Source organism: Palleronia sp. THAF1 (assembly GCF_009363795.1).
GTDB lineage: Bacteria > Pseudomonadota > Alphaproteobacteria > Rhodobacterales > Rhodobacteraceae > Palleronia.
Genome location: NZ_CP045420.1, coordinates 619,083 through 645,072 on the forward strand (window position 1 = coordinate 619,083; position 25,990 = coordinate 645,072).

The following is a 25,990-nucleotide window of genomic DNA, read 5'->3' on the forward strand; positions in this document are numbered from 1 at the left end:
CTTTTTCTACCGCTCCCAATAAGAACACTCCGCGGCCCGGCCCATTCGCCGGTCGACGACTGCAATCAGGGGAACGCGATGGCTTCCATTTCCGATAGCGATGCAAACCAAAGCAGCAGCTTCAAGCTGTCGATGCTGGTCAACGACACCCGGTATCGCGGGCTGACGTTCCAATTCATCGCGCTGATGCTCATCATCTTCCTGATGGCGTGGCTTGGCATGAACCTCGTGCGCAACCTTGCCGCTGCCGGTCTGGATATCTCTTACGGCTTCCTGGACCAGTCCGCCGGTTACGATATCAACCAAGCGCTGATCCCCTACACCAGCCAGTCGAGCCATTTGCAGGCCGCCATCGTCGGCGTACTCAACACGCTACTGGTTGCGCTATTGGGCTGCGTTACCGCCACCATTATTGGTGTGACTGCCGGCGTGCTGCGTCTGTCGAAGAACTGGCTGATATCGCGCCTGATGTCGGCTTATGTCGAGGCGTTTCGCAACGTGCCCGTGCTGATCTGGATCCTGATGATCGGCACCATCGTCACCGTCTCTGGCGGCAACCCTCGCGAATTTCTGGGCGAAGACCCGAACAGCAACCTGTTCCTCGGCGCCTTCGCCTTCACCAACCGAGGCCTTTACGCCCCCGCCGTAGAGCTTGGGCCGGGCGCGATCTTCGTTGCCATCGCTGTGGTCGTTGGCATCGTCGGGTTCTTCCTGTGGCGCCGCCACGTGAAGAAGACGCTGTTCCAAAGCGGCAAGCTGCTGCCCGCATGGCCGTCGTGGTTGATCCTGATTGGCCTGCCTGTCATCGCTTATTTCGCTTTCGCGGGTGCCGTCTCGCTGTCGATGCCCGACACGATGGCCAACCGTTTCAACATTCAGGGCGGTACGCTGGTCGGCAAGCCACTGATCGCGCTGTGGCTGGCGCTGTCCGTCTACACGGGGGCCTTCATCGCCGAGAACGTGCGCGCTGGTATCCTTGCTGTCAGCAAGGGCCAGACCGAAGCCGCCGCCGCCCTTGGCCTGCGTCCGCGCCGCGTGATGAACCTTGTCGTGCTGCCGCAGGCGCTGCGCGTCATCATCCCGCCGCTGATCTCTCAATATCTGAATCTTACGAAAAACTCGTCGCTCGCCATTGCCGTGGGCTACGCCGACATCACCGCCACGCTGGGCGGCATCACGCTGAACCAGACGGGCAGGGCGATCGAATGCATCCTGATGCTGATGCTGTTCTACCTGATCATCAGTCTGTCGATCTCTGCGATCATGAACGTCTACAACTCCCGAGTTGCGTTGAAGGAGCGATAGGATGTCCGATACACACGCCCAATCCGTCGCCTACGTCCGCGAGTCGTTCATCGACCAACAGCCCGCCCCGATCACAGAGACGGGCGCAATCAAATGGTTGCGCACCAACCTGTTCTCGTCGATCCCCTACACGATCCTGACGTTTGTCGCGATCTACGTGATCTACGTGCTGCTGTCCGGCTTCCTGCCGTGGCTGCTGGGTGGGGTGTGGAACGCATCATCCATCCGCGAATGCCGTGAGATGATGGGCGGCAGCGGTGCCGGCTGCTTCGCCGTGTTGACGGAGCGCTGGAACCAGCTGCTGTTTGGCTTCTCTTACCCGTCCGAAGAATACTGGCGCCCCTCGCTCGCCTTCGTCTTGCTGTTCGTGGCCGTCGCGCCGGTTCTTTTCGCGGCCCTGCCGCGCAAGATGCTGGTAATAACGCTGCTATACCCCTTCATCGCCTACTGGCTGATCTGGGGCGGCACGATCCTTGTGTCCGCCTTCGCCCTTCTGGGCGTCGTCGGCGGCTACTTTGCCTACACGATGGCAGAACGGCGCGCGGGCTTCGCGCTGTCGTTGCTCGTCGCTGTCCTGGCCGCAGTAGCGATTTGGTGGCTGAGTGGGTTCGCCGTCGCGGAAGAGCCCGGCTTCCTGGAATTGCCCCCAGTCGAAAGCCGCAACATGGGTGGCTTCATGCTGAACATGATGCTGGGCGTGGTATGTGTGTCGCTGTCTTTGCCCTTTGGCATCGTGCTGGCGCTGGGTCGTCAGTCACGCCTGCCGATCATCAAGTTCATCTGCGTGGCCTTCATCGAATTCGTGCGCGGCGTGCCTCTTATCACGCTGCTCTTCGTCGCCAACGTCGTGTTGGCCTATTTCCTGCCGCCCGGCACCACGTTTGACCTGATCCTGCGCGTCATCATCATGATCACGATGTTCGCCTCTGCCTACATCGCGGAAGTCATCAGGGGCGGTCTCGCCGCCCTGCCGCGTGGGCAGTACGAGGGCGCGGAAAGCCTTGGTCTCGACTACTGGCAGTCCATGCGTCTGATCATCCTGCCGCAGGCACTGAAGATCTCGATCCCCGGCATCGTCAACGTGGCGGTGGGCCTGTTCAAGGATACCACGCTCGTCTCGATCATCTCGATGTTCGACGTGGTGGGCATGATCCGCGGCCCGATCCTGGCCTCGACAGACTGGAACGGCGTCTACTGGGAGCTTTACGGCTTCGCCGCGCTTCTGTTCTTCGTCACCTGCTACGGCATTTCTCAATACTCCCAGTGGCTTGAGCGTCAGCTTGCCACCGATCACCGATAGGAGCGCACCATGGACACCACAGGAACCGTCGCCGAAGAGCGCGCCGTCGATACCACGCAGATGAAGGTCTCGGACGAGGTCGCCATCGAGATCGACAACATGAACAAGTGGTACGGCTCGTTCCACGTGCTGCGCGACATCGACCTGACCGTCCATCGCGGCGAGCGGATCGTGATTTGCGGTCCTTCGGGGTCCGGCAAATCCACGCTGATCCGCTGCATCAATGCGCTGGAAGAACACCAGAAGGGTTCGATCACCGTCGATGGAACACGCCTGTCGTCGGACCTGAAGCAGGTCGACAAGATCCGCTCCGAGGTTGGAATGTGTTTCCAGCACTTCAACCTGTTTCCGCATCTGACCATCTTGGAGAACTGCACGCTGGCCCCGATCTGGGTGCGCAAGACGCCCAAGAAGGAAGCCGAAGAGACGGCGATGCACTTCCTGAAGAAGGTGAAGATCCCCGAGCAAGCCGACAAGTATCCGGGCCAGCTTTCGGGAGGTCAGCAGCAACGTGTCGCCATCGCGCGCAGCCTGTGCATGAAACCCCGCATCATGCTGTTCGACGAGCCGACATCGGCGCTGGACCCTGAGATGATCAAGGAGGTCTTGGATACCATGATTGAGCTGGCGGAAGAGGGCATGACGATGCTTTGCGTCACGCATGAGATGGGCTTCGCCCGTCAGGTCGCCAACCGCGTCATCTTCATGGATCAGGGGCAGATCGTCGAACAGAACGAGCCGGAAGAGTTCTTCAAGAACCCCAAGTCGGACCGCACCAAGCTGTTCCTCAGCCAGATTTTGGGTCACTAAGGGGCAGAGGCCTAGTCCGTCAGGTCGCGCGGCACCACGAAGTCTACGACCCGTCCGGTCAAAGGCTCGATTCGCCAATTGTCGGTAGCGAAGTCCAAAACTAGCGTTGCGCAGGTGGGGAAGCGGTCGAATGCGGCATTCTGCGGTGGGTCTTCGGCCATAAGCTGCGCCAGCGATCCCATTCCCGGATTATGTGCGATCACGATAACGGTTTGCGCAGTCTGCTCGGCCAGAAGGTTCAGCATCGTGTCGGGCGAGGACAGATACAGCGCTCGGTCCCACATGACCTCCGGCTCTTTGCCCAAGCGTGGCGCGATACCTGCCCATGTCTCAACCACGCGCTGCGCGGTGGACAGGCATGCCAAGTCCGGCACGTAGCCGCGTTCCGTCAGCCAAGAACCGATGGCCGCGGCAGAGCGGTGGCCCCGCGCGTTCAGCGGTCTTTCGTGATCTGTTAGAACGCCATCATCCCAATCCGACTTGGCGTGCCGTGTCAGGATCAGGCGGCGGCTCATCGGACGCCCCGGATCAGGGTGCCCGCACCGGCGCGTGTGTACAGTTCCAGCAGGCAGGCGTTCTCGACGCGTCCGTCCAAGATCACGACCGCGCGCACGCCAGCGTCCATCGCTGCAAGCGCCGTTTCGGTCTTGGGGATCATGCCGCCCGCGATGGTGCCGTCTTCGGTCAAGGCGCGGATCGCCTCTGGCGTGATCTCGGAAATCACCTCTCCATCCGCGCCTTTCACCCCCGCCACGTCGGTCAGCAGAAGCAGCCGGTCGGCCTTCAATGCGCCCGCGATGGCACCGGCTGCCGTGTCCCCGTTCACGTTGAACGTCTCGCCATCCCGTCCCATGCCAATGGGGGCGATGACCGGGATCGTCTTGCTGTTTTTCAGGCTTTCCAGAAGTCCCGCGTTCATCTCGACCGGCTTACCCACGAAGCCCAGCTTCGGATTTGCCTGCTCGCAGATCATTAACCGCGAATCCTTGCCGGAAATACCGACGGCCAGACCACCCTCGGCCTGAATCGCCTGCACGATCCGCTTGCCGACAGAGCCCGACAGAACCATCTCGACCACCTCGATGGTGGCCGCGTCCGTCACGCGCTTGCCGTCCACAAATTCTGACACGACGCCCTGCTTTTCCAGCATCGCGTTGATCATCGGCCCGCCGCCATGGACGATCACGGGATTCACGCCCACGTGGCTCATCAGCACGACATCACGCGCGAAAGAGCGCATCGCCGCATCCGACCCCATCGCGTGGCCACCAAGCTTGATGACGACGGTGGCACCGGCGTAACGCTGGAAGAAGGGAAGGGCTTGGGAGAGTGTGCGCGCCGTGGCGGGCCAGTCTTCGGGGGCAGTCTGCGCGTCGGTCATAAGGTCCCTTGCGGTCGGGTGGCGCGCCGAAATTTGCGCCACCCAAGCCTAACGAGGTCGTCAGTTCTTCACCAGAGGCTCCTGCGCAGCAAACCAAGCAGCGACATCGGCGCGCTGGTCTTCCGTCATCGCCGAGGCGATCCGATGCATCGGGGACAGACCGTAGACGTCGTTGCCGCTATCGCCCGCGAAGTAGTCCAAGCGCTGTTCGATATAGACTTGGTTCTGACCGTGCAGGCGCGGAAGGATGCCGATCTCCTCCGTCGGGTTCGGCCCGTGGCAGGTCAGGCAGGACGGCACGCCGACCTCCTCCAGCCCATAGGTCGCGATATCCGCCCCGGAATTCGCGTCGCCCACTTCGCTATCACGGGACACCGCAATCGGGTCCTGCGCACCGAAATAGGCGGCCACGTTGGCGATATCGTCGAGACTGATCTGACGGGCGGTCTGACGCATCTGCGACGAATTCTTGCGGATGTCCTCGCGGAACGCGATCAGCTGCTGGTGCAGGTAATCGGACCCCTGAAGGCTTAGGTTCGGCGTATCGCCCGACTGGCTGCCAATACCTTGTTCGGTGTGGCATTCCTTGCAAACCAGTTGGACCACTTCCGCACCCGCGTCGATCGAGGCATCAGCCAGACGGTCTGTGGGCTGAATGTCTGCGCCGACTTCTTGCGCCGAGAAGTAGGCGGCGAGATTGACCATGTCTTCGTCGGTCAGTTGCGAAGCGATGTATTGCATCGGCTTCCAAGCCGCTCCGCCTTCACGGATACCGGCGCGGAACAGGCGCAGCTGTTGTTCGATGTAGATGGGCGACTGGCCTGCTAGCTCTGGCACATCAAGGGATGCGACGCGCCCGTCACCGACATCGCCGTTGTTGTGGCAGGTCACGCAGGCAGGAACCGCCGACAGCAACTTGCCGGTCGTCGCGATCTCTTCGCCCGCGCCGATATCACCGCCGTAGGCAATCTCGGTCGCCTGGTCAGGCAGGCTATCGTAGTATTCGCCAAGGTTCACACGTTGTTGCGCCGACAGGTTGGAGGCGACGATCTGCATGATGCCGGATTTGCGGGACCCAGAGGCGTAATCGGTCAGCGCCTGCTGGATGTAATCGCCCGACAGCACAGTCAGGTTCGGCGCGCGACCGTTGGTGGCCTCGCCCGCACCCGCACCACCGTGGCAGGCAGCACAGCGCTGGACCACATCGCCTTGGACCGCAAAGTCGCGCCATTCGGTGGCGGGGGACTGGTAAGCGTATTCCTCCTCAGGCCAGCGGTCTTGATTGGGATCATCGTCGATACCGTTGTCGATCAGGGGGCCGCGCTCGCCGTAGGCCACGCTTTGCGGCTCTACCGCAAGTTCTTGGTCCTGCAGAAGTTCGATATATTCATCCGCCGACATCTCGGGCAGCTGGCGAATGAAGGCCACTACGTTCCAGATCTCATCTTCGCGGCCCGAAGTGGGCCAAGCGGGCATTGCCGACATGCGGACGCCCGCATCCAGAATATAGTGCAGCTCACCGTCCTCGAACTGATCGACGACGGCGGCAAGGTGCTGCGGACGGGGGCGCATGGCCAAGGCCTGCGGGTTCTGACCAAGACCCGGGCCGCCGTGGCATTTGGCGCATGCATTCGCGTAATGCTGCGCGCCCAACGCAATGCGCCCTTCGTCATCCAGATCTTCCGGCACATCCTCTGTCGCGCGCCACGCAACCGAATTCTTGAACGTCGTGTGCAGGGCATAGTACAGGATCTTCGGATCCCCGTAGGTCGCGGCGACACTTATCGCGCCCGAAAGCACGAATGCCCCGACGACGACACCACCAACGACCGCGACACCTATGGCCGCGACGAAACCGGGGATGAGTGATCTAAAGGAATATCCGAAAATTTTCATGGCGCGTCTCGCAGGATCGGTATCAACTTCCCTTGAACATACCTCGCTGTCACGAAAAGCAAGCGCCTGCGACGCACCAACTCAGTCGAGACCGGCGATCACCGCACGCAGAACGTCGATGCCGGTGCCCTTTTCAGAGGACGTCAAGACGATTTCCGGGAACGCCGCAGGGTGCCGGGACAGAGCCGCGCGCAAGGCGGCCTGCGTGCGGTCACGGTCTGCGGCCTTCACCTTGTCGGCTTTGGTCAACACCGCTTGGAACGGCACGGCGGCGCGGTCCAGCAGGGACATGATTTCTTCGTCCACCTCTTTCGGTCCATGCCTGTGGTCAATCAGCAGGAAGGCCCGGCGCAGCGTCGCACGTCCGCCAAGGTAGGCTTTCATCAGCGCTTGCCACTGGGCGACGACCTTCACGGGCGCGTTGGCGAACCCGTATCCAGGCAGGTCCACCAAATAGAGGTCTTCGAGCGTGAAATAATTGATCTCTTGCGTGCGACCGGGCGTGTTCGACGCCCGCGCGAGGCCCTTCGTGTCGGTCAGCGCATTGATCAGCGAAGACTTTCCGACGTTCGAGCGTCCGGCGAAACAAATCTCGGCGCGGTCATCGGGCGGTAAACCGTCCATCGCAACGACGCCTTTCAGGAACTCAGTCCGCCTGCGGAACAGCAGGCGCCCGGATTCCAGAGCGTCTTCGTCAGGCTCGGATTCGGGGAATGGCAGGCTCATTGGATCACCGCCGGGTCGCCGACAGCGACCTCTCCCGATTGCACAACACGGGCGTAGACGCCGAAGTCCTGATGTCCGAAGCCGTCGCGCAGGGCGCCCAGCGTATTGGCGTCGCGTTCACCCGTTTCGGGGTTCGCCTCCGTCGCGCGGCAGCGTTCGATGGGTTCGATCACGTCCAAGACGGCGTCTCCTATTTGAATGCGCTTTCCGATCCACTCGAACTCGGCCCACGGCTCTGTCCCATTCAGCAACACGTTGCCGCGAAATCGACGGGCGTCCAGCGTCTGCCCGACTTTTGCCGATAGCGCGTCCAGAGAAGACTGCGTCAAAATCGACAGGCTGGCGATCCCATTGTCCGGCATCCCGGTGGAAAACGGCGCGCGATGCAACTTTTGCGGCGACGGACGATCTTTTGGCCAAAGCGGCGTCACCCACTCCAGAAGGGCAGCCTCATCATCCGGCAGGTCGAACTGCGCGTCGGGGCGGTCGGGATGCGTCAACGTGATGCGGCCACCATCGCTTTTTGCCGTCACTGCCGCCAGGGATGGCCCACTGGCGACCACCAGGAAGTCACGCCTTGGGCGCCAGCCATCGCGACCGGGATGCTGATCGTGAGAGACGGCCCACACCCGGTCGCCGGGCATCGGTTTCTCCGCATTCAGCGTGATCCGATCCAACGCTTCCGATCCGATCCCCTTGATGGGGTGGCGGGTCAGGCCTGCCACCCGCATGGCACCGGTCATTTCTTCTTCTTCGGCGCGCCGGTCTTGTTCGCCGCTGCTGGCGCAGGCTGCTTGTTGCGGCCCAGTACGTTGCCCAGAATATCCGGCTTCACACCCTGACTGCGCATGATGACGTACTGCTGAATGAACGTGATCGTGTTGTTCGCGATCCAGTAGATCACCAGGCCGCTGGCGAATTGACCCAGCATGAACATGAACACCCAAGGCATCCACGCGAAGATCATCGCCTGCGTCGGATCGGCGGGCGCGGGGTTCAGCTTTTGCTGTAGCCACATTGAGACGCCCAGCAGGATGGGTAGAATGCCTAGCGAGATGATCGCGATGAACGATGCCGGATCAGGGGTGCCCCAAGGCAGCAAGCCAAAGAGGTTCAGAATCGACGACGGGTCAGGCGCGGAGAGGTCGCGAATCCATCCGAACCAAGGTGCGTGGCGCAGCTCCAGTGTGACGAAGATCACCTTGTAAAGAGAGAAGAAAATCGGGATCTGCAGCAGGATCGGCAGGCAGCCCGCGGCGGGGTTCACCTTGTTGGTCTTGTACAGCTCCATCATGCCCTTCTGAAGCTTCTCCCGATCGTCGCCGGCCTTTTCCTTCAGCGCTTCCATCTGGGGCTGAAGCTCTTTCATGCGCGCCATAGAGACGTAGGACTTGTAAGCCAGCGGCAGAAGGATGGCCTTGATGCCCAGCGTCAGCAGGATGATCGACCAGCCCATGTTGCCGATGACGCCATTCAGCCAGTGCAGGGCGACGAAGATCGGCTTCGTCAGGAAGAAGAACCAACCCCAGTCGATCGAGTCGGTGAACCGGTCGATGCCGTCGCGCTGGTAGCCCAGGATGATGTCCCAGTCCTTCGCTCCGGCAAACAGCTGCATGCTTGTCTGCGCAGTCTCTCCCGCAGCAATGTCCAATGCAGGCAAACGGGCTTCGGATTGGTAGATTTCGCCCCGATCAACGAACTTGGCGACGCTTGTGAAAGATGTGCCCGGTTCCGGGATCAGAGCTGTCATCCAGTATTTGTCGGTGAAGCCGATCCAGCCGTCCTGCTGCACCTCAATCACGTCTGCCGGACCGCCTTCGCGCGCGACCTGGTCCAGATCGGGCAGGTCGTCGTAGTCGATTTCCTGCAGCTCGCTGTCAGACATCCGCACGACGCCTTCGTGCAGAATGAAGAAGCCGGTCAAATCGAGATCACCGTGGCGGGCGACGGTGCCATAGGGGGCCATGCGAACCGCATCATTTGTGGTGTTTTCGACAGACTGATCGATCGTGAACATGTAGTTGTCATCGACGGACAGGGTGCGCGTGAACAAAAGGCCATTGCCGTTGTCCCACTCCAGCGTGACAGGGCTGTCGACGCTCAGCGTGTCGCCGTCGACGACCTCCCACGGTGTCTGAGCGCTGGGGACGTCTTCGTAGGCAAGGTCGCCGCCGGGGGCCCAGCCGAACAGGGCGTAATAAGGGCGGTTGCTGCCGACGGGGTTCAAGAGGTCAACAATAGGTGAGCTGGGATCGACTTCGACGTTGTAGCGCTTGAGCGCCAATTCGTCGATGCGGCCACCTACAAGCGAAACAGAGCCGCTGAGCGCGGGCGTGTCGATGTCCAGGCGAGGTGCGTCGGTGGCGACGGCATCCGGGCCGGTTCCCGTTGCAGCCAGTACGTCGCTGCCCGGTGGCGCGGGGGCGCTTGCGGGGTTCTGCGGCGTTTCCACAGCAGTCACCTCGTCCGAAACGGTCGTGGATTCCTCTGGCGGGAACAGCACCATCCAGCCAACGATCACCAGAAAACTGAGGACCGTTGCGAGGATCAGATTCTTGTTCTGGTCGTCCATCGCCCGTGTCTTTCGCTAGGGGGAAAAGTCGTCGGGTGTTCAACAGGCGGGGCCGCTGACAGTCAAGCCGTTTCGCTGCGTGTCCACGGTATCACGGGCGTTTGGGCGATCCACGAGAGTGCTATCGCGTGTCACGGGCGAGTGGGCCGGTTCTGTTCCTTCACGCTGGACCGGCACGACGATCGGGTCGGCCAATCGGACGAGTGTACCTGATTCTGGGCGTTGGAGTTGCGGTTGGATGGGCGTTATTCGGATTGCAAAGCTTTGGCAGTCTGGCAAGGGCGAACGCGCTGTCCATCGACCCGTCCGTAGCGGTGGCTGTATTCAGAAAGTGGGCGTCGCGGACCGCATCGCCTTCAAGCCACGTGACGCCAAGTTGAGACAGTAAGGCAGCGTCTTCGACATCGGACAGGCCAAGCGCCAGCACGGGGATGTCGCGTTCCCCGGCGGCGCGCAGGCATTCCGTCAGCAACTCATATCGGCCGGGATCGCTGGCGACCGTCCGCGTCATCGCCGCGGGCAACCACATAACGCCATCCGCATTCAGATCGGCGTCTTTCGGTTCAAGCAGTGGCGTCGCTAGCTGTACCCCCAAGTCGCGTAGATCAGAGCCTGCGAAAAGCGGCGTGTCTGGGCAGAGGACCAGTTGGCCCGGCGGCACGCCAGCAGCGTCCAAAGCGAGAGCGATGGCGTCTGCGGTCCCGTACTGTAGCATGATTTCCGAGCAGACAGGCACGACGATCATACCGCCCAGATTTGTTACAGCTTTTGGATAATTCGAAATTCGATCCGTCAGTTGGGCCAATGTCTCTCCGACCTGCGGGCCAAAGGTCGGCATGGGAAGCATCCCCGTGACCTGTCCGCTGGAAGCGCAAACGACAGGCGACAGGACGCTGGTGGTGTCGATGATGTCCGCTCGCGCGCTTGCAGCAGATATCTTTGGCTCTGCCTGTCTCGCCGCACATTCCAGTTCAAAGGGTCCACGGCATTTTGCGATCAGTAACGCGCTGGATGCGTACGATAGAATATCCGCGGAACTGTCCTGCGGATCGGGTATGACGGTGCCGACCGGCGCGCTGCGCGCGCCTGCCTGCTGCAATGCCAGCTGACATCGGCACAGGCGTGCGATCATGCGATCAATGGGGCCAGAGCGCGCCAGCACGACGGCCACGTCTCCATCCAACGGCACGACCAAATCCTGCCCCGTCAGGTGTTCGGCGATCAAAGCAGACCTGTGGTCCGGCCTGCGGCCGCCCTCGAATAACGCGAACGCAACGTCGCCCTGCGTCGAAAGGGCTGCCGAGATCGCCCGATGCGACACGACAGATCGCATCCGGTTCTGAGCCGCGGCCCACTGGAATACAGCGAACGCCACCGTCGAAAGCAGTAAGATCGACGCGCCCGCAATCGGATGCCACAATGCGGCAGCACCGCCCGCCATCACAGCCGATCCAATCCATCTTGCCGTAGCGGTGTGCATTCCACATCCTTTCAGCGTCAACAGGAGCGGACACTAACAAAGGGCTATGACCAGAACGTTAAGCGAACCCGCCTATCCGCGGTGCAACAGTCGAAAGGTGTTAAGATCATTTCATGCCGATCGCGAATCCCTATCCTGACGACTGGCGGGCGCTGACCGACTTCTGTTATCTCGGTCCGCTAAGTTTGATCCGTCCACCAGCGCTTCTGCTGGATCGGATCGGTGAGGACGGCGACTACGTCGTCAATCAAGACTACGATGTGGCGCTGAGAATCGATGGTGATAGCCGTGTCATCACGGTGCCGCGCGGGCTGATCACCGATCTGACCTCCGTGCCGCGGCCATTGCGCTGGTTCGTCGGTCGTGTGGGACCGTGGCTGGAGGCGGCCATCGTACACGATTGGCTGTACGTGGCATGGCAGGTCACCGGCCGCACGCCCACGGCGCGGGACAGGCTGTTCGCTGACGATGTGATGCTGCTGGCGATGACCTCTGCGGGGATCGGGCCAATCCAGCGCAGGGCGATCCATCTGGCGGTGCGTCTCTTCGGTGGGCGGGGCTTTTTCGCCAAGAACCACCCGATCTTCGCCGATCTGAGTGCGGCGATCTACGATACTCCGATCGTCATTCCGACCGAACCGGATCAGCGCGGCGGAACGGGGTCGTAGCCAGATCCGCCCCAAGGATGGCAGCGCGAGATCCGCCGCAGCGTTAACCATCCTCCGCGTAGGCCGCCATGAACGCGCAGGGCGTCCAATGCGTAGGCCGAGCAGGTCGGCTGAAAGCGGCAGCCGTGACCGACCCAGGGGGACAGAAACAAGCGGTAGGCGCGTACGGGGAGTGCCAGGATATGGGCCAGCGGGCTCATTTGTGCAGATGCGCGAGAGCAGCGATCAGGTCGGCGCGCATCGCTGCGAAGTCTCGGGTCGCGGTCAGGTCGCGTTTGCCGATCAGGACGTAATCCCAGCCCGGACGCCCGTGCAGCGGCAGTTCGAGACGCGCGATCTCTCGCAGGCGGCGCTTGGCACGGTTGCGGGCAACGGCATTTCCGACCTTCTTGGAACAGGTGAAGCCCACGCGCACAGCGCTGTCATCGTTCCCACGATCCCGCGCCTGCAGGACGAAGCCGGGCGTGCGGCGGTGCAGGGCGCGGGCGGCGCGCAGGAAGTCGGGGCGATTGCGCAGACGCTCCAACGGCAAAATCCCGCCGGGCGGGAGCGCGGCGGGCACTTCGACTGTCATCGCAGCTGATATCAGGCGGAGAGCTTCTTACGGCCCTGCGCGCGACGGCGGTTCAGGATCGTGCGGCCGGCTTTGGTGGCCATGCGCGCACGGAAACCGTGGCGGCGCTTGCGAACGAGGTTCGAGGGCTGGAACGTGCGCTTCATATCAAAGTCTCCCGGACGGGCGGTTCAGCCGTGCAGGGGCCAAGGCATGGCCGCCGGTCGCACGGTTATGTGGATCAGGCCGGTCGGATAAGGCTGGTGGAACGCGGTGTCAACCGATCCGGCAATGTTTCAGTCCCGGTATCATCGTGTTTCAGATCGCAGTCATCCGGGCCGTTCCCGTCACTGCCCCGTGAAAGGGGATGGTCCATCGCGGGGAACGGGGCAAGTGCTGGCGCTGTTACGCAATGACACCCCCGGAGAACGCCATGCCCGACGCCAGCGACACAGCAACGAATCCCTGGATCAAGCGCCTGCCGCTCATTCTAATCGGGATCGTGGCCATCGTGGGGGCCTTCACCCTGCGCGATTATCTCAATTTCGAGACCTTGGCCGCGAATCGCGAGCGTTTGCTGGAGTTCCGGGATGCCAACTACCTGTTGGCCGTCCTAATCTTCGTAGCGTTTTACGCGCTAGTAGTGGCCTTCAGCCTTCCGGGGGCGACGATCTTCACACTGACGGGCGGCTTTCTGTTCGCGACGTTTCCGGGGGCGCTGTACAACGTGACGGGTGCCACTCTGGGCGCCATCGCGATCTTTTTGGCCGCGCGCTGGGGACTGGGCGACAAGCTGGCTGCCAAGATGAACACCGGCGACGGTCTGGTGAAACGGATCAAGGCGGGGATCGACGAGAGCCAGTGGGAGATGCTGTTCCTGATCCGCCTGATTCCCGCCGTGCCATTCTTCGTGGCCAACCTCGTGCCCGCTTTCGTCGGCGTGCCGCTTTGGAAATTCGCGGTGACGACGTTCCTTGGCATCATTCCCGGCGCGGTCGTCTACACCTCTGTGGGCGCGGGGCTGGGCGAGGTCTTCGCCCGCGGCGAGACACCGAACCTGTCCATCATCTTCGAGCCGCAGATACTGCTGCCGATCCTGGGGCTGTGCGCACTGGCCGCGCTGCCCCTCGTACTGAAGGCCGTGCGCGGCAAGAAAGGGGTCTGACCCATGGAAAAGATCAAATGCGATGTCTGCATCATCGGTGCGGGTTCTGGCGGGTTGTCCGTCGCGGCGGGGGCCGCTCAGATGGGCGCGAAGGTGGTCCTGATCGAAGGCCACAAGATGGGCGGCGATTGCCTGAACTACGGCTGCGTGCCGTCGAAGTCGCTGATCGCCAGCGCCAAGGCCGCCTACGGCATGTCCCATCCGGGTGAGATCGGCGTCGCTTCGGCAGAACCGAAGGTGGATTACGCCGAAGCCAAGGATCACGTGGCCCGCGTTGTCGAGACGATCGCGCCGGTGGACAGCCAGGAACGGTTCGAGGGCTTCGGGATCACTGTTCTGCGAGAGTGGGCTTCGTTCAAAGACGAGAAGACCATCGTCACGGACACCCATGAGATCACCGCCCGTCGAATCGTCATCGCCACCGGTTCTTCGCCGTTCGTGCCCCCGATCGACGGGCTGGATGGCGTGGACTACCTGACCAACGAAACCCTCTTCGACCTGCGTGAGAAGCCCGAGCACCTGATCGTCATCGGTGGTGGCCCCATTGGCATGGAAATGGCGCAGGCGCATCGGCGTCTGGGCTGCGAAGTGACGGTGATCGAAGGCGGCAAGGCGCTGGGCAAGGACGACCCAGAGGCCACATCCGTCGTGCTGGAGCAAATCCAGAAAGAGGGCGTCGTGCTGGTCGAAGGCCAGCAGGCCAAGCGCGTCAGCCAGTCGGGCGGCAAGATCACGGTGGAAACGGACGGCGGCAGCTACACCGGCTCGCACCTTTTGGTCGCGGTCGGCCGCAAGGTGAATATCGACAAGCTCGATCTGGACAAGGGCAACGTCGCCCACGACCGCGCGGTGACCGTGGATGATCGTCTGCGCTCGACCACCAACAAGCGCGTCTTCGCGGTGGGCGATGCGGCGGGGCGGCTGCAGTTCACCCATGTCGCGGGCTATCACGCCGGTGTCGTGATTCCGCAGATCATGTTCGGCCTGCCCACCAAGGCCAAACAAAGCCACATCCCGTGGGCAACCTACACCTCTCCCGAATTGGCCCACGTCGGTCTGACCGAACAACAGGCGCGGGAAGAGCATGGCGGCAACGTGAAGGTCGTCCGCTTCAACTACGACGAAAACGACCGCGCCATCGCGACGGAAAAAACGACGGGCTTCGTTAAGGTTCTGGTGGTGCGCGGCAAGCCGGTTGGCGCCACGATCGTTGGCGAAAGTGCGGGAGAGTTGATTTCCATGTGGTCGATGGCCATCGCGAACGGCCTGAAGATGAAGGCGATCAGCGACACGGTCTTGCCCTACCCAACGCTGGCAGAGATCAACAAGCGGGCGGCGGGGGCGTATTTCTCGCCAATGTTGTTCGAAAACGATACGGTAAAGACGGTGGTGCGGCTGGTGCAGAAGTATCTGCCGTAGCAGGATGGTGAGCGCGCAATGCTGAATACCCTTTCAGGACGCTTCCTGATCCTGACGGCGGCATTCGTCATGCTGGCCGAGGTGCTGATCTTCGTGCCCTCGGTCGCCCGCTTTCGCGTCGACTACCTTTTGTCACGGCTGGAGCGCGCGCAGATTGCGAGCCTTGCCCTGCTGGCCGACGACATGATCTCGCCGGAGCTGGAGGCGGAACTGCTGCAAAACGCAGAGGTCTACAACGTCGTGCTGGTTCGCGATCAGACCCGCATCCTTGCGCTGTCCTCCGCCGTGCCAGATGCCATATCTGCAACTTACGACTTGCGCGACGCGACCCCGACGACTCTGATCGCGGATGCCATGGGCACGCTGCTGGATTCGGAAAACCAAGTGATCCGCGTGCGCGGCGCACCCGTCCGCGAAGGCGGAGAATTGATCGAGGTGACGATGCCGCAGGCCCCCCTGCGGATGGCGATGATCGACTACGGCGTGCGGATTCTAGTGCTCTCCGCCGTGATCTCTATTTTCACCGCGGTGTTGCTGTTCCTCGCCGCGCGCATGTTCATCGTCCGCCCGATCCGGGGTGTGGTCGACGCGATGCAGTCCTACGCCAGCGCGCCAGAGGATGGCCGCCGGATCATCATGCCGACCGCCGGGGTGAAGGAGTTGCGCGCCGCCGAAGACGCGTTGCAGTCCTTGCAAACCCAGCTGACCGGCGCGCTACGGCAAAAGGAACGGCTGGCCCAGCTTGGCAGCGCCGTCGCCAAGATCAGCCACGACCTGCGCAACGTGCTGACCACCGCGCAGCTTTTTGCGGACCGGATCGAAAGCTCCACCGATCCGGCGGTCGCGCGCATGGCGCCGAAGCTGCTGAACTCGATCAGCCGGGCGATTTCCATCTGCGAAGGCGCGTTGACCTTCGGCAAGGCAGAAGAGCCTCCACCCCAGTTGAGCCATGTCATGCTGGCCGATCTGGTGTCCGACGTGCTGGAAGGCGAACGGTTGGCAGCGGGAGAGGCCGACATCTCGTTCTCGGAAGACGTGCCAGCGGGGATGACCCTGCGCGCTGACTCCGAACAGCTGTATCGCGTCCTTGGCAACCTTGTGCGCAACGCACGGCAGGCGATGGAAAGCAAAGGTCTTTCGGGCGAGATCGGTGTTGCCGCCGACGAGACCGACGACGAATGGACCATCCGCGTGACCGACACCGGCCCAGGCCTTCCTCCGCGCGTGCAAGAGCATCTGTTTCAGCCGTTCCAGTCGGCATCGAAGAAGGGCACCGGGCTTGGACTGACCATCGCGCGCGACCTTGTGCGCGGCCATGGTGGCGACCTGTGGTTGGCGAATACCGGCGCGGATGGCACCACCTTCCAGCTGTGCTTCCCGAAAACCGTCATGTCGCTGGACTAAGGCCGCTTGTTCCCGGCCCGGTCCTGATCCAGTTTGCGGGCAAATGATCGGAGGCCCCATGCCCGGATACCTGACCACCCACGTCCTCGATACCGCACAGGGCTGCCCCGCCGCCGGGATCGACATCACGCTGTTCCGCTTGGACGGTGACGCGCGCACGAAGATCGCCACAGCGCGCACGAACGCGGACGGACGCACCGACACGCCGATCCTGCCGCAAGACGATTTTGCTACTGGGCGCTACGAGTTGGTGTTCCACTGCGGCGACTACCTGCGCGCGCAGGGCCAGTCCGACGATCCGTTGTTCCTGGATGACGTGCCGATCCGGTTCGGCATGGCAGAAGGCGCGCATTGCCACGTGCCGTTGCTGCTCTCGCCCTTCGGATATTCGACATACCGAGGCTCGTGATGGACCAAACCACCGCCGATGCGCTCGTTCAAGCCGTGCGCGACGTGGCGCGGGCAGAGATCCTGCCGCGCTTCCGCGCGCTGGGGGCAGACGACATCGATGTGAAGTCCCATGCCGAAGACCTTGTGACGGTGGCCGACCGCGCGGCAGAGGTGGCGCTGACGGATCGGGTGCTGAACCTGATCCCCGACGCTGCGGTGGTGGGCGAAGAGGCCGTCGCGGACGATCCCGCGATCCTTCAGCGATTGCATAGCGACGGCACGGTCGTGGTAATCGACCCCATCGACGGCACATGGAACTACGCCGCCGGTCTGGCGATGTTCGGCGTGATCCTTGCGGTCCGGCAAGGCGGGCGAACAGTGATGGGGTTGCTGTACGATGCCATTCTGGACGACTGGCAGATCGCCATCGAGGGGCAGGGCGCGTGGCTCATTCGGGCCCATGGTTCGCGGACGCCACTGAATACCCGCGCCACGCGCAGCCGCGAGACTGAAACGGGGTACCTGCCGGTGCATATGTTCGAAGGCGCCGCGCGTCGGGCACTGTCATCGGCCTCGCTGGACTACGGACGCACCAATTCGCTGCGCTGCTCGCTTCACGAATACCGGATGCTGGCGTCGGGCAAGGTCGACTGGGTGCTGTCGGCGCAATCCAAACCGTGGGATCATCTGGCGGGGCAGCTGATCGTCACCGAGGCGGGCGGCGCCTGCGGCACGCTATCCGGCGGGCCCTACGATCCGACCGATGGCAACACGCCCCTGCTCGCCGCATCCTCCCTGGTACGGCTGGACACGCTGCGGGCCGAGTTGAACGGGGCCATTGGCACATGACCGGCCCGGTGTTGAAGGACGAGACCGGCGCGCAACGGCTGCTGGGCTATATGCTGGACTTGTCCGACCCGGCGCAGGGCACTGTGACGCTGACGGTGTTGCCAGAGCACACGAACCGCACCGGGCGGTTGCATGGGGGCATTGTGGCGGCGCTGCTGGACTCAGCCATGGGCGGTGCGGCGTCCCTGGCTTGGGATGACGGAGGTCACTACCCGGTCGTGACCATCTCGATGACCGTCAACTACATCGCGTCCGGGGCCGAGGGGGAGCATTTGACCGCGACCGGCCACGTCACGGGCGGCGGACGCAAGATTAAGTTCTGCGATGGGCGGCTTGAAGCCAAAGGTGGCCGCCTGATCGCCACCGCGACAGGCACGTTTAAATCGGTGGCTCCGCGATGACCGGCACACGCACCGATTACCGGGTGTTCCGAACCTTGCCGACACGCTGGTTCGACAACGACATTTATGGCCATCTGAACAATACCGTTCATTATCAACTGTTCGACACTGCGGTGAACGCCCATCTGATGGACGCGGCCGTGCTGGACCCGGCAGGCGGCGAGACGGTCTTCCTCGTGATCGAGTCTGGCTGCCGCTATCACGCCCCGCTTGCCTTCCCGCAAACTGTCACCGCCGGACTGCGCGTCGCCCACCTTGGCACCAGCGCCGTGCGCTATGAGATCGGGCTGTTCGGCGGAGATGAAGACACGGCTGCGGCAGAAGGGTTCTTCGTTCACGTCAACGTGGACCGTATCAAGCGCACAAAGGCCCCGATCCCCGACGCAACCCGCGATGTGCTGAACGCGTTGCGCCCCGCCTGATCACTCGGCGGGTTTGCTGTCCGGCCTGTCGGGCGCGTGAATTTCCACCCGGTCGATCCGCTCGCGCGCGAAGCCCATGCCCAATGACACGACCATCAGCGACACCATGACGAAGATCGGCAAGCCGACGACCGTGATGACCTGCCGCAAAGCCTCCAACGCCTGATCGCCCGCCAGCAGCATCAGAACACCCGCGACCGCGCCTTCCGACACCCCCCAAAACACGCGTTGCCGGGTGGGACCGGCTTCCGCCTCTCCCGAACACAGCATGTCAACGACCAGCGACGCCGAATCCGAGGAGGTCGCGAAGAAGATCGCAACGATCACGACACCAAGGCCTTGCAGGAACGTCGTTGCCGGGAAGCTTTCGAAGAAGGCGAACATTGCAAGCGGCACGCTTTCGGCCACGGCATCCGAGATGCGGCCCGCCTGATCGCCCATCGCCGCGCGCGCCTCTTCCCCGATGCCGTCGATTCCCATCGCGCCCCAGCCGAAGATCGCGAACCAAACAAGGGTGAAGATCGACGGTGCGAACAGAACGCCGAGAACGAATTCCCGGATCGTGCGGCCCTTGGAAATCCGTGCGACGAACAGGCCGATGAAGGGCGACCAAGTAACTGTCCACGCCCAGTAGAAGACCGTCCACGACCCCTGCCAGCCCCAATCCTCTCGCTCTGGCATGTAGGTGGACAGCATGTCGTTCCAGAACGCCAAGCGGGGCAGATTGCCGATGTACAGGCCCACCGTCTCGACGATTCCGCGCAGCAGGAACAGGGTCGATCCGGTGATCAGGATGAAGATCATCAACCCGACGGCCATGCCGATGTTGATGTTCGACAAGAGCTTCACGCCCTTGTCCAAGCCGGCAACGATGGAGGTGACGGCGACGACCGTCAGCACTGCAAGGATACCGATGCGCAGCGGCACGCCGTTTTCCCAGCCGAACAACTCTTCCAGCCCCGCCGCGATCTGGCTGGTGCCAAGGCCCAAAGACACAGCAACCCCGAACACGGTGCCAAGGATCGCCAGCACGTCGATGCCTTTGCCGACGGGGCCGTGTATGCGATCCCCAAGCATCGGCCAGAAGACCGAACTGACGCGCAGGGGCAGCTCATATCGGTAGATGAAGTAGGCGAAGGCCAGACCGGGCAGCGCGAAGATCGCCCATGTGTGCAGGCCCAGGTGGTAGATCGCGATGGATATGCCATCGCGCGCGGCCTCTGGGCTGAACGGCTCGACGCCCGGCAGCGGAGGGGTCGAGAAGTGCGAGATCGGCTCTGCCACGCCCCAGAACATCAGAACCGTGCCGATGCCGCCCGCAAACAGCATCGTGAACCACGACAGGTTCGAGTATTCGGGTCGATCATCGGGACGGCCCAGCCGAATATGCCCGTAGGACGAGAACGCGGCGAACAGCAGAAACGCCAGCCAGACGTTCACGCCAAGGATGAAGAACCAGCCAAGATTGCGCACGATCCAGTCGCGCGCGGTGGCGAAGGCATCCCCAATTGGGCCGGGGAAGGCAGCAAGGACCACGACGAAGACGACCATGAACGTCGCAGAGACGAAGAAGATGATCGGATCGGTCCGAAGACCCAGACGGTCGGCAAGCTTGTGCATTCTCTGCCCTCCTTCAAAGGCGCATTGGGCACAGTATCACCTAGTCCATGACCGACCTTGTCCAGTCTCAGTCGCGAAACAGCACGAGTTTCGATAGCGCCAGATCGGCCCGGAAGTCGCGCCCGATGGCCACAAGTCCCATGCGTGACAGGGCGGCGGCATCGAAGGTTTCATCGGTCCGATGCGCGGTCAGCTTGTCGAAGGCGATGCGATGGGTTTGCCAATCCTCGGTCGCGTCGAACGTGGCACGGAAGGACTGCCATGGACGCTGCAATGCGGTGGTGCGCAGATGCAGATTGTAGGGCTCGGCGTTGCCGCGCACGGTCAGGGCAATGCCGTTCCAGCCTGCGGCACTGTCCACGTCGCGCGCCAGTTGCAGGAAGCCGCCGTCGTTGTCGGTGCTGACGGTGCCTGTCAGCCGGATCGCCGCGCGCCCCGCCACCTGCTGCACCGACAGCGCGCCGTCACTGACGCCGCCCATCACTTGGTCCGAGACCAGTTCCCATTCACCCGCACCGTCGCGGTCCGCATCGTAGATCAAATGTTCCATTTTGCGCGACCTAGCGCTGGGCCGCGCGAAATCCGGCCCCGTGTCGTAAAGCGATCCGGCCATGTCGCGGTGATCCAAGGAACGACAGCCGTCTCATGCTTGAGACCCAACACGAGGAGACCACCCGGCTTTGGAGGCCAACCGATGAGCACACGCTCTGAAATGCTGTCGCAACTGATGCAACGCGCCCCCGGACACTCGCTGAATCGCGCGCTCTACACGGATGCCGACTTCTACGCCGTGGACATGGAAGAGCTGTGGTATCGCGAGTGGCTGCTGGTTGGCGCCGTGTCAGAGATCCCCAAGGCGGGCAACACGATGACGCTGCAGGTGGGCGACCATTCGGTGATCGTCGCGCGCGGCGCCGATGGGGAGGTCCGCGCCTTCCACAACGCCTGCCGCCACCGCGGATCGCGCCTGTGCAAGCCGGGCAAGGCATCGGCACCGAAGCTGGTCTGCCCTTACCATCAGTGGACCTACGATCTGGACGGTCGCCTGATGTGGGCGCGCGACATGGGCGCGGATTTCGACGCGAGCGCGCATGGGCTGAAGTCGGTGCACTGCCGCGTGGCGGCCGGTATCGTCTTCATCTGCCTTGGCGAAACCGCCCCCGCCTTCGATGCACTGGCCGAGGCCGCACAAACCTACGCCGGGCCGCATGGGCTGGAGAACTGCAAGCTCGCGCATGAGACGACCATCATTGAGGACGGCAACTGGAAGCTCGTGATGGAGAATAACCGCGAGTGCTACCATTGCTCCGGCGCACATCCGGCGCTCACGGTGACCTTCGACGACAACCCCAACATCGCGGGCGACGGGTCGGGCAAGGACGATCCCGTGATGGCCGCGCACCTGAAGAAGTGCGAAGCGGCGGGCCTTCCGTCACGCTTCCACATTGCGACCGACGAGCAGTGGCGCTTCGTCCGCGTGCCCCTTGTGCCGGGTGCCGTCAGCTACACGATGGACGGTGGACAGGCCTGCGAAAAGCTGGTCGGCGACGTGTCGATCCGCGACGCGGGCAGCCTGCTGTTCTTCCACTACCCCAACAGCTGGAACCACTTTTTGGGCGACGTAATAATGCTGTTCTCGATGATCCCCGTTGGCCCGCGCCAGACGGCGGTCACGACCAAGTGGTTCGTTCACAAGGACGCGGTCGAGGGCAAGGACTACGATCTGCACCGCCTGACGACCGTTTGGGAGCAGACCAACGCAGAGGACCGCGCCGTGGTCGAGGAAAATCAGATGGGCATCAATTCCCCCGCCTATGAGCCGGGACCCTATTCGCCCGTGCAAGAGTCGGGCGTACGGCAGTTCGTGGACTGGTACACCCGCACGATGACCTCTCGGCTGACCGGACGGCGGGTCATGGCCGCAGAGTAAGGATGCCTCCGGCAAAGGTATTTTTGGAACGATGAAGGACAGGCGGGCGCGATGATCGAAGTGTGGACCGACGAAGAGGCGCTGGAATGTACGATGGTGGTTCCCGAGGCGCCGAATGTGCGCACCTTCGCATTCCGAGCGCCATCGGGGCGCCTGTTCGACTACCGACCGGGCCAGTTCGTCACGCTTGAGCTGCCGGTGCCGGGCGGTCCGATCCACCGGACCTACTCGATCTCTTCCTCACCCTCGCGCCCCTTGGCGCTGAGCGTCACGGTCAAGGCACAGGAAGGCAGCGTCGGCACGCGCTGGATGTTCGACCACGTGAACGTCGGCACGCGCATCAAGGCCTCCGGGCCGGCGGGGTCTTTCACTTTGGGACCGACCGATCGCAAGTATCTGCTGATTTCTGCCGGGTCGGGCATCACGCCGATGATGTCGATGCTGTCCTATCTCTATGACTACGGCACCGACCCCGACGTGCGCCTGATCGCCTGCGCGCGCCGCCCCACCGACCTGGTCTTCCCGCAGACCCTGACGCATATGGCGGGCCGTGTGCCCGGCCTGAAGCTGTCTTTCGCGGTCACGGAAGAGGAACCCTATCAGGTCTGGACCGGCTACATGGGCCGCCTGAACCAGTTGATGCTGGGGACGATGGCGCCCGACTACCTGGAGCGGGACGTCTACTGCTGTGGCCCCGAGCCGTTCATGCAGATGGTGCGCGAGGCGCTATCCTACATGGGCTACGACATGGCGCGTTTCCGTCAGGAAAGCTTCGCCGCGCCCGCCCCGGTGGCCGAAGTCGTGCCCGATGATGACGTTGTCCCGGATGCCGCCGCATCGGCGCAGGTGACCTTCGCGCGCGCCGGTGTCACGCTGGACTGCCGTGAGACCGACACGATCCTTGCGCTCAGCCGCGCCAACGCCCTGCGCATTCCCTACGGCTGCACCTTCGGCATCTGCGGTACCTGCAAGGTGCGTAAGACGAAGGGAGAGGTGCGCATGGTTCATAATGGCGGAATCTCGGATGACGACGTGGCGGATGGCTGGATCCTGACCTGCTGTTCACACCCCGTGGGCGAGGTTGAGATCGACGCCTGATCGGGTGCTTGCCCCAAGGCGGGGCGCAGGCGATACGGGACGGGCCTTTTAAGCGAGAAGACCCGCCCACCATGCTTTTCCGCCTGATCCTTGCCCTACTGATCGCCGTCGTGCCGCGTGTGGCGTCGGCGGATGTGGTGACGGTCTTCGCGGCCGCCAGCCTGAAGGGCGCGCTCGACGTGGTGGCCGAAGGGTTCGCGGCGTCTGGCGACGACACGGTGCGCCCGATCTACGCAGGCTCTGCGGCCTTGGCCCGGCAGATCGCCGCAGGCGCGCCGGGGGATGTAGCGATCCTGGCGAGCAGCGATTGGATGGACACGCTGGAGGCATCGGGCGACTTGGCACCTGACACGCGGCGGGACTTGCTATCCAATCGATTGGTGGTGGTGGCTCCGGTCCCGGCGGAACCAATGCGGCTGGAAGACTTGCCCAAAGCGCTGGGCACCGGGCGCCTCGCGATGGCGTTGGTCGATGCGGTGCCCGCTGGCGTCTACGGGCGGCAGGCGTTGCGGACATCGGGCCTGTGGGACGCCGTCGCCCCCCAAGTCGCGCAGGCTGATAACGTGCGCGCGGCGCTGGCGTTGGTGGCCGTCGGCGCGACCCCATACGGCATCGTCTACGCCACGGATGCTGCGGCAGAACCACGCGTCGGCATCGTCGCTACCATCCCGCCCGACGCACACGATCCGATCCGATATCCCGTGGCCGCACTGGCGCAGGGTGATTCGGCAGCGGCGCAGCGGTTCCTGGACTACCTAGCAACGCCCGCCGCCAAAGACGCCTTCGCTGCGGCTGGCTTCGAGGTGCTGCCGTGATCGAATGGCTGGGAGCAGAGGCTTATGCCGCGCTGGCGCTGTCGTTGAAGGTGTCGTTCTGGGCGACGGTCGCCAGCCTGCCGCCGGGCATCTGGGTGGCCTACGTCCTTGCGCGCAAGTCGTTCCCGGGCCGACAGCTGCTGAACGGGTTGGTGCTGCTGCCGCTGATCCTGCCTCCGGTCGTTACGGGATATGTTCTTCTGTTGGCTCTTGGTCCACGCGCGCCCCTTGGCGCGTTCCTCGCGCAGTTCGGCATCGTCTTCGCGTTCCGCTGGACCGGAGCCGCGCTTGCCGCCGCGATCATGGCGTTCCCCTTGCTGGTCCGCGCGATCCGCCTGTCGATCGAGGCGGTCGATCCGGGGTTGGAGCAAGCCGCCCGGACGCTGGGCGCCAACCGCTTGTGGACCTTCGGGACCGTCACGCTGCCGCTGATCCTGCCCGGCATCCTGACCGGCGCGGTGCTGGCCTTCGCCAAGGCGATGGGAGAGTTCGGGGCGACGATCACCTTCGTCGCCAACATCCCCGGCGAGACGCGCACGCTGCCCACGGCGATCTACACCTTCCTTCAGGTGCCGGGCGGGGAAGGGGCGGCGCTGAAGCTGGTGGCTGTGTCCGTCGCCGTGTCGATGGGGGCGGTACTTGTGTCGGAATGGATATCCGCGCGGGTGGCAAAGCGGGTGGCCGGTCGATGAGCCTCGATATCGCGATAAAGCATCGGCAGGGGAACTTCACGCTCGACGCCAGCTTTACGGCCCCTGCCGGGGTGACGGTTCTGTTCGGGCGGTCCGGCTCTGGCAAGACGACATTGGTGAACGCGGTGGCGGGGCTGTTGCGGCCCGATCAGGGGCGCGTCGTCGTGGGTGGTGAAATCCTGTTCAACGCCGCGCGGGACATCGACCGCGCCCCGGAAAAGCGCGGGTTGGGCTATATTTTTCAGGACGGACGGCTGTTTCCGCATCTGACGGTGAACCAGAACCTGCACTATGCCGAGTGGTATCGCGGAGAGGTGCGGGACGCCGACAAGGTCATCGCGATGCTGGGGCTGGAGCCGCTTCTGGATCGCCGACCCGCCGCATTGTCGGGCGGGGAAAAGCAGCGCGTCGCCATTGGGCGCGCTTTGCTGGCCGGACCGCGTCTGATCTTGGCCGATGAGCCGCTGGCCGCGCTGGATGACGCGCGGAAATCAGAGATCCTGCCCTACTTCGAGCGCCTGCGAGACGCCTTTGACGTGCCGATCCTGTACGTCAGTCACTCGGCGGCAGAGGTCGCGCGGTTGGCGACCACGGTCGTTGCGTTGGAAAACGGACGCGTGGTGCGCGCAGGCCCGGCTGCGGAAGTGCTGGCCGATCCGCGCGTGATGCCCACGGGCGTGCGTGCGGCCGGAGCCGTGCTGGAGGCGCGGGTGGCCACTCACCACGAGGACGGGTTGAGTGAGTTGGATGCTGGCGGCGTGGCGCTGTTCCTGCCCCGCGTACCACTGGCGGTGGGTGCGCCGATCCGGGTGCGCATCGCGGCGCAAGAGGTACTGCTGTCGCGCGATAGGCCCGTGGGACTGTCTGCGCTGAATGTGATCGAAGGACGCATCGTCGAGATTCGTGCTGGAACCGGACCGGGCGTGCTGGTCGTTCTGGAAACTGCCGCAGGACGGGTTCTGGCCCGTGTGACAGCTCGGTCGGCCAGCGCGCTGGGGCTGGCCGAAGGCGGCACGTGCCATGCGGTTCTGAAATCGCTCGCCATCGCACCCGACGATGTGGGGCAGGGCGGGCTGTAGGGGTCAGACGAAGCG

Annotated in this window: 28 protein-coding genes; 16 read left to right on the forward strand and 12 right to left on the reverse strand. The window is 63.3% G+C overall.

What is annotated here, in order from left to right; all coding sequences use genetic code 11:
• Window positions 1–78 precede the first annotated feature (78 nt).
• From FIU81_RS03060 to FIU81_RS03070, 3 genes are read left to right on the forward strand one after another with little or no spacing between them, the layout of a single operon-like run.
• The gene (locus FIU81_RS03060; RefSeq protein ID WP_124111475.1) at window positions 79–1,305 is read left to right on the forward strand and encodes an amino acid ABC transporter permease; all 1,227 of its coding nucleotides are present in this window, start codon (window positions 79–81) and stop codon (window positions 1,303–1,305) included.
• 1 nt (window position 1,306) lies between these two features.
• The gene (locus FIU81_RS03065) at window positions 1,307–2,605 is read left to right on the forward strand and encodes an amino acid ABC transporter permease (protein ID WP_124111476.1); all 1,299 of its coding nucleotides are present in this window, start codon (window positions 1,307–1,309) and stop codon (window positions 2,603–2,605) included.
• Between the two features lie 9 nt (window positions 2,606–2,614).
• A complete protein-coding gene (locus tag FIU81_RS03070; RefSeq protein WP_124111477.1) occupies window positions 2,615–3,415 on the forward strand; it encodes an amino acid ABC transporter ATP-binding protein in 801 nt (266 codons plus the stop codon).
• Between the two features lie 11 nt (window positions 3,416–3,426).
• Here the strand turns inward: FIU81_RS03070 and FIU81_RS03075 are convergent, their stop codons facing one another.
• The 7 genes from FIU81_RS03075 to FIU81_RS03105 form a co-directional block, all read right to left on the reverse strand.
• Window positions 3,427–3,930: a SixA phosphatase family protein gene (locus FIU81_RS03075; protein WP_124111478.1), complete on the reverse strand. Its 504-nt coding sequence runs from the start codon at window positions 3,928–3,930 to the stop codon at window positions 3,427–3,429.
• Window positions 3,927–4,796, reverse strand: a complete 870-nt coding sequence (argB, locus tag FIU81_RS03080; RefSeq protein ID WP_124111479.1) for an acetylglutamate kinase — start codon at window positions 4,794–4,796, stop codon at window positions 3,927–3,929. Before argB ends, FIU81_RS03075 begins: the two co-directional genes overlap by 4 nt.
• 60 nt (window positions 4,797–4,856) lie before the next feature.
• Window positions 4,857–6,692: a c-type cytochrome gene (locus FIU81_RS03085; protein ID WP_124111480.1), complete on the reverse strand. Its 1,836-nt coding sequence runs from the start codon at window positions 6,690–6,692 to the stop codon at window positions 4,857–4,859.
• 81 nt (window positions 6,693–6,773) lie between these two features.
• A complete protein-coding gene (gene yihA / locus FIU81_RS03090) occupies window positions 6,774–7,418 on the reverse strand; it encodes a ribosome biogenesis GTP-binding protein YihA/YsxC (protein ID WP_124111481.1) in 645 nt (214 codons plus the stop codon).
• A complete protein-coding gene (locus FIU81_RS03095) occupies window positions 7,415–8,161 on the reverse strand; it encodes an MOSC domain-containing protein (protein WP_124111482.1) in 747 nt (248 codons plus the stop codon). Before FIU81_RS03095 ends, yihA begins: the two co-directional genes overlap by 4 nt.
• The gene (gene yidC / locus FIU81_RS03100) at window positions 8,158–9,990 is read right to left on the reverse strand and encodes a membrane protein insertase YidC (protein ID WP_124111483.1); all 1,833 of its coding nucleotides are present in this window, start codon (window positions 9,988–9,990) and stop codon (window positions 8,158–8,160) included. The genes FIU81_RS03095 and yidC overlap by 4 nt, the downstream gene beginning before the upstream one ends.
• A 160-nt stretch (window positions 9,991–10,150) precedes the next feature.
• Window positions 10,151–11,470 (reverse strand): hypothetical protein, encoded by a 1,320-nt coding sequence (locus FIU81_RS03105; protein WP_124111484.1) that lies wholly within the window; start codon window positions 11,468–11,470, stop codon window positions 10,151–10,153.
• A 113-nt stretch (window positions 11,471–11,583) separates the two neighbouring features.
• On the opposite strand from FIU81_RS03105, the gene FIU81_RS03110 reads away from it, so the two are divergent.
• Window positions 11,584–12,138 (forward strand): DUF1353 domain-containing protein, encoded by a 555-nt coding sequence (locus FIU81_RS03110; protein WP_124111485.1) that lies wholly within the window; start codon window positions 11,584–11,586, stop codon window positions 12,136–12,138.
• Here FIU81_RS03110 and yidD read toward each other — a convergent pair.
• From yidD to rpmH, 3 genes are read right to left on the reverse strand one after another with little or no spacing between them, the layout of a single operon-like run.
• Window positions 12,114–12,338, reverse strand: a complete 225-nt coding sequence (gene yidD / locus FIU81_RS03115; RefSeq protein ID WP_124111486.1) for a membrane protein insertion efficiency factor YidD — start codon at window positions 12,336–12,338, stop codon at window positions 12,114–12,116. The two genes, FIU81_RS03110 and yidD, sit on opposite strands and share 25 nt — an antisense overlap.
• A complete protein-coding gene (rnpA, locus tag FIU81_RS03120) occupies window positions 12,335–12,712 on the reverse strand; it encodes a ribonuclease P protein component (protein WP_124111487.1) in 378 nt (125 codons plus the stop codon). Before rnpA ends, yidD begins: the two co-directional genes overlap by 4 nt.
• An 11-nt stretch (window positions 12,713–12,723) precedes the next feature.
• A complete protein-coding gene (rpmH, locus tag FIU81_RS03125; RefSeq protein ID WP_124111488.1) occupies window positions 12,724–12,858 on the reverse strand; it encodes a 50S ribosomal protein L34 in 135 nt (44 codons plus the stop codon).
• A 266-nt stretch (window positions 12,859–13,124) separates the two neighbouring features.
• Here rpmH and FIU81_RS03130 point away from each other — a divergent pair, with 266 nt between their 5' ends.
• From FIU81_RS03130 to FIU81_RS03160, 7 genes are read left to right on the forward strand one after another with little or no spacing between them, the layout of a single operon-like run.
• The gene (locus tag FIU81_RS03130; protein WP_124111489.1) at window positions 13,125–13,856 is read left to right on the forward strand and encodes a TVP38/TMEM64 family protein; all 732 of its coding nucleotides are present in this window, start codon (window positions 13,125–13,127) and stop codon (window positions 13,854–13,856) included.
• Between the two features lie 3 nt (window positions 13,857–13,859).
• Complete coding sequence (locus tag FIU81_RS03135) at window positions 13,860–15,275, forward strand: dihydrolipoyl dehydrogenase family protein (RefSeq protein WP_124111490.1); 1,416 nt, start codon at window positions 13,860–13,862, stop codon at window positions 15,273–15,275.
• 18 nt (window positions 15,276–15,293) lie between these two features.
• Window positions 15,294–16,679 (forward strand): sensor histidine kinase, encoded by a 1,386-nt coding sequence (locus tag FIU81_RS03140; protein ID WP_124111491.1) that lies wholly within the window; start codon window positions 15,294–15,296, stop codon window positions 16,677–16,679.
• Between the two features lie 58 nt (window positions 16,680–16,737).
• Window positions 16,738–17,088 carry a hydroxyisourate hydrolase gene (uraH, locus tag FIU81_RS03145; protein ID WP_124111492.1) on the forward strand — a complete coding sequence of 117 codons (351 nt, stop codon included), beginning with the start codon at window positions 16,738–16,740 and terminating at the stop codon, window positions 17,086–17,088.
• Window positions 17,088–17,918, forward strand: a complete 831-nt coding sequence (locus tag FIU81_RS03150) for an inositol monophosphatase family protein (protein WP_124111493.1) — start codon at window positions 17,088–17,090, stop codon at window positions 17,916–17,918. Before uraH ends, FIU81_RS03150 begins: the two co-directional genes overlap by 1 nt.
• Window positions 17,915–18,319, forward strand: a complete 405-nt coding sequence (locus tag FIU81_RS03155) for a PaaI family thioesterase (RefSeq protein WP_124111494.1) — start codon at window positions 17,915–17,917, stop codon at window positions 18,317–18,319. The genes FIU81_RS03150 and FIU81_RS03155 overlap by 4 nt, the downstream gene beginning before the upstream one ends.
• Window positions 18,316–18,741, forward strand: a complete 426-nt coding sequence (locus FIU81_RS03160; protein WP_124111495.1) for an acyl-CoA thioesterase — start codon at window positions 18,316–18,318, stop codon at window positions 18,739–18,741. Before FIU81_RS03155 ends, FIU81_RS03160 begins: the two co-directional genes overlap by 4 nt.
• Here the strand turns inward: FIU81_RS03160 and FIU81_RS03165 are convergent, their stop codons facing one another.
• Both FIU81_RS03165 and FIU81_RS03170 read right to left on the reverse strand, forming a co-directional pair.
• Complete coding sequence (locus tag FIU81_RS03165; protein ID WP_124111496.1) at window positions 18,742–20,361, reverse strand: BCCT family transporter; 1,620 nt, start codon at window positions 20,359–20,361, stop codon at window positions 18,742–18,744.
• 67 nt (window positions 20,362–20,428) lie between these two features.
• Window positions 20,429–20,974: a CIA30 family protein gene (locus tag FIU81_RS03170; RefSeq protein WP_254695980.1), complete on the reverse strand. Its 546-nt coding sequence runs from the start codon at window positions 20,972–20,974 to the stop codon at window positions 20,429–20,431.
• An 81-nt stretch (window positions 20,975–21,055) separates the two neighbouring features.
• Between FIU81_RS03170 and FIU81_RS03175 the strand changes: the two genes are divergently transcribed.
• The 5 genes from FIU81_RS03175 (at window position 21,056) to modC (ending at window position 25,975) form a co-directional block, all read left to right on the forward strand.
• Window positions 21,056–22,291: an aromatic ring-hydroxylating oxygenase subunit alpha gene (locus FIU81_RS03175; protein ID WP_124111497.1), complete on the forward strand. Its 1,236-nt coding sequence runs from the start codon at window positions 21,056–21,058 to the stop codon at window positions 22,289–22,291.
• Window positions 22,292–22,342: 51 nt separating this feature from the next.
• The gene (locus FIU81_RS03180; RefSeq protein ID WP_124111498.1) at window positions 22,343–23,389 is read left to right on the forward strand and encodes a hybrid-cluster NAD(P)-dependent oxidoreductase; all 1,047 of its coding nucleotides are present in this window, start codon (window positions 22,343–22,345) and stop codon (window positions 23,387–23,389) included.
• Window positions 23,390–23,460: 71 nt separating this feature from the next.
• Window positions 23,461–24,204 carry a molybdate ABC transporter substrate-binding protein gene (gene modA, locus FIU81_RS03185; RefSeq protein WP_124111499.1) on the forward strand — a complete coding sequence of 248 codons (744 nt, stop codon included), beginning with the start codon at window positions 23,461–23,463 and terminating at the stop codon, window positions 24,202–24,204.
• The gene (gene modB, locus FIU81_RS03190; protein WP_124111537.1) at window positions 24,204–24,896 is read left to right on the forward strand and encodes a molybdate ABC transporter permease subunit; all 693 of its coding nucleotides are present in this window, start codon (window positions 24,204–24,206) and stop codon (window positions 24,894–24,896) included. Before modA ends, modB begins: the two co-directional genes overlap by 1 nt.
• Window positions 24,893–25,975 carry a molybdenum ABC transporter ATP-binding protein gene (gene modC / locus FIU81_RS03195; RefSeq protein WP_124111500.1) on the forward strand — a complete coding sequence of 361 codons (1,083 nt, stop codon included), beginning with the start codon at window positions 24,893–24,895 and terminating at the stop codon, window positions 25,973–25,975. Before modB ends, modC begins: the two co-directional genes overlap by 4 nt.
• Window positions 25,976–25,990 lie beyond the last annotated feature (15 nt).